General features: G+C 44.5%; 4 protein-coding genes. All 4 read right to left on the bottom strand.

Translation table 11 applies throughout. The features are described 5' to 3' along the window. Positions 1 to 230: 230 nt before the first annotated feature. Positions 231 to 1,532 (bottom strand): phosphopyruvate hydratase, encoded by a 1,302-nt coding sequence (eno, locus tag B4N75_RS00150; protein WP_296706231.1) that lies wholly within the window; start codon positions 1,530 to 1,532, stop codon positions 231 to 233. Positions 1,533 to 1,715: 183 nt separating this feature from the next. Further along, positions 1,716 to 1,922 carry a helix-turn-helix domain-containing protein gene (locus tag B4N75_RS00145; RefSeq protein WP_296021468.1) on the bottom strand — a complete coding sequence of 69 codons (207 nt, stop codon included), beginning with the start codon at positions 1,920 to 1,922 and terminating at the stop codon, positions 1,716 to 1,718. A 9-nt stretch (positions 1,923 to 1,931) separates the two neighbouring features. Then, a complete protein-coding gene (locus tag B4N75_RS00140; RefSeq protein ID WP_296021462.1) occupies positions 1,932 to 2,507 on the bottom strand; it encodes a hypothetical protein in 576 nt (191 codons plus the stop codon). 94 nt (positions 2,508 to 2,601) lie between these two features. Continuing rightward, positions 2,602 to 3,123, bottom strand: a 522-nt coding sequence (locus B4N75_RS00135) for a class I tRNA ligase family protein (protein WP_296706228.1), incomplete at its 5' end; no start/stop codon positions are given.

Below are 3,123 nucleotides of genomic sequence, written 5' to 3'. Positions count from 1 at the left end.
TAACAATATTGATAGCTGTCAAAACGTAGGTTGATTGCAGACATCTAACAGCATTGACGACTGCTAGAATTTAGCTTTAATGTCATCAGAAGTTATATTAGGAATCAGAGCCTGTTAAGCAGAATCCCCAAAACTTATTACTCTGCCTGATTAAAAAGGCCCGTTCCTCAACTGTAAAAGCAGTTTTCAGTCCAGGCTTTTTTATAACTCAATAATGTAATTTCTTTTTTCTATTTCTTAATATTATACGCCTCAAATCCAGGGTAGCAGGCAGCGTCACCAAGCTCCTCTTCAATGCGCAGAAGCTGGTTGTACTTTGCCACGCGCTCTGTGCGGCTTGGCGCGCCTGTCTTAATCTGGCAGGTGTTGAGAGCTACTGCAAGGTCTGCTATTGTTGTGTCCTCTGTTTCGCCTGAGCGGTGGGAAGCGATTGCTGTGTAGCCCGCCTTGTGCGCCATCTTGATTGCCTCAAGCGTTTCTGAGACAGAGCCAATCTGGTTCAGCTTGATAAGGATTGAGTTCCCAGCCCCGATCTTTATTCCCTTTGAAAGCCGCTCGACGTTTGTAACGAAAAGGTCGTCGCCTACGAGCTGGACTTTCTTTCCGAGTTTTTCTGTCATCTTTACCCAGCCTTCCCAGTCTTCCTCGTCAAGCCCGTCCTCAATCGAGACAATCGGATACTTGCTGGCGAGCTTTTCCCAGTGCGCGATAAGCTCGTCCGTCGTGAAGTCCTTTCCTGACTTCGGCTGATGATAGAATCCTTTTCCTTTCGGAGACTTCCATTCGGAAGAAGCCGCGTCCATCGCAATCAAGAAGTCCTTGCCCGGCTTGTAGCCTGCCGCCTCAACCGCCTCGAGAATTTTTTCGATTGCCTCCTCGTCGCTTCCGAGCTTGTTAGGCGCAAATCCGCCCTCGTCTCCGACTGCAGTAACGTCTCCCATTTTCTTGATTAGGTCGTGGAGCTTGTGGAAAACTTCCGTGCACCATCTCAATCCCTCTTTGAACGAAGGCGCGCCTGCCGGCATAATCATGAATTCCTGAGTGTCAACCGCGCTGTCCGCGTGCGCTCCGCCGTTCAAGATGTTCATCATCGGAACTGGAAGCTTTGTTCCTTGAACTCCGCCCAAGAATCTGTAGAGAGGAATTTGGAGCGAGTTTGCCGCCGCCCGCGCGCATGCGATTGAGACTGCAAGAATCGCGTTTGCTCCAAGGTTTGACTTGTCCTTTGTGCCGTCAGCCTTGAGCATTGCGCCGTCAACCTTGTATGTGTCTGCCGCGTCAAGCCCGACAATTGCGCTGGCGATTGCGCCGTTCACGTTTGCGACGGCCTTTGAAACGCCTTTTCCGCCGAATTTTGACTTGTCTCCGTCGCGAAGCTCCAGCGCCTCGAATTCGCCTGTTGAGGCTCCGGACGGAGCGGCTCCAAGCGCGACAGTTCCGTCTTCAAGATGAATTTCCGCTTCCACAGTCGGGTTTCCGCGCGAGTCGATAATCTCGCGTCCGATAACTTTTACGATTTTTGTTGATTTCATAGCTTTCTCCTTGAAAAGAAAATGTTAGCTAATGCTAATTACAGGGCTAATATATTGGTTTTTCAAAAGAGAATCAAGAAGAGAGAATGGAATTTTGTTAGCGAAAGATAAGCTTCAAGCGGGTTTGCCCCGCATAACAACCTGCTGAATTTACTGAAAGGATTTAACAGTCTCGAAAAGTATCTATTCCTCGTAGCCTAGAATATCTCCCGGCTGGCATTTTAAAACTCTGCAAAGTGCCTCCAATGTCGAAAAGCGGATTGCCGTAACTCTGTTATTTTTCAGTTTTGAAAGATTCACATTTGTGATTCCGACTTTTTCGGCAAGTTCATTTACAGAAATTTTTTGTTCAACCATTACACGGTCAAGATGCAAAATGATTTTTCCCATTTTTGTTCCCTAGACAAGTCCTTCAACTTCTTCTTCCAGTTTGATTCCGTATGCAAAAATTTCTGAAAAACAAATCATTGCGATTCCCATTGCAATTCCAACAATCTGGACGCTCGTTTCGCACGCATCAACACCGAGAGAAATTCGGGCAATCAGACTCATTACAAAACCTATGAAAGGAATCATAATGCTGAAAATTCCGATTTCTCTGACCATTCTTACAACGTCTTTTTGAAAAGGCGTTTTTCCCTTGCTGAACCATGTTTTTCCTTCGCATGTTTGGATGATAAGATAAATATTTCTGAAAATCATTGTCATGCAGAGCATTGTAAAAATTCCTGCAAAAGCGAAAATTTTTACCGCGCTTGGAATAAGATTTCCATTTTGATCAGCGATTTCAATTTCAAATCCATTTGTGGCGATTGTTCCGTTTCCAACTGACTCAAGAAGAAAATTTCCGAATTTTTCAGGAATTACAAATGAGAACACTGTTGCGACAATCATTGCGGCGGAACTAAAAAGAAACAAGATTTCAAAGATTTTTGAAACGATTTTTGTAATTTTACTGATATTTCTGTTGTTCATAAAAAACTCCTATACTTTTATTTGTACAGGAGTTTTTATCGTTTGTCAATAAATATTTATTGTTTTTAGATAATTTTTTAATTTTTTACGATAATTATTTTACAACGACGTTTACGAGTTTTCCTGGAACTACAATTATCTTCGCGACTGTTTTTCCGTCGGTAAACTTTTTAAAGCCGTCTGTTTCTTTTGCGAGGGCTTCGAGTGTCGCGCTGTCTGTGTCGGCTGCAGCCTCGAACTTTGCGCGGAGCTTTCCGTTTATCATAACCGGGAACTCCTTTGTGTCGTCCTTGCAGTAGCTTTCATCGAATGTCGGCCATTTCTCGTAAGCGTTTGTTTTTGTGTGTCCGAGCTTCTGCCACAGCTCTTCTCCAAGGTGAGGAGCGTAAGGCGAGAGCATGAGAACAAAGCCTTCCCACATCGCTTTTGGAATTGAGTCGAGCTTTGAAGCCTCGTTCACAAAAATCATCATCTGGCTGATTGCAACGTTGAAGTCAAGATTGCTTGTGTCTTCCGTCACTTTTTTTACGGTTTTAGCGTAAGTTTTTCGGAGCGAAGCGAGCGGTTTTTCGAGTTTTCCTGTGATGTCAACATCGCTCATCGGCTTTTCTGACAA

It is taken from the genome of Treponema sp. UBA7570 (assembly GCA_002477955.1).
Taxonomy (GTDB): Bacteria; Spirochaetota; Spirochaetia; order Treponematales; family Treponemataceae; genus Treponema_D.
The sequence above is the reverse complement of the archived record's forward strand: the minus strand, read 5'-3'. Positions and strand labels throughout refer to the sequence as shown.

Bases quoted from the DNA above. Each gene is read 5' to 3' on its own strand.
- eno (WP_296706231.1), bottom strand. From the start codon at position 1,532: ATGAAATCAACAAAAATCGTAAAAGTTATCGGACGCGAGATTATCGAC.
- B4N75_RS00140 (WP_296021462.1), bottom strand. From the start codon at position 2,507: ATGAACAACAGAAATATCAGTAAAATTACAAAAATCGTTTCAAAAATC.
- B4N75_RS00145 (WP_296021468.1), bottom strand. From the start codon at position 1,922: ATGGGAAAAATCATTTTGCATCTTGACCGTGTAATGGTTGAACAAAAA.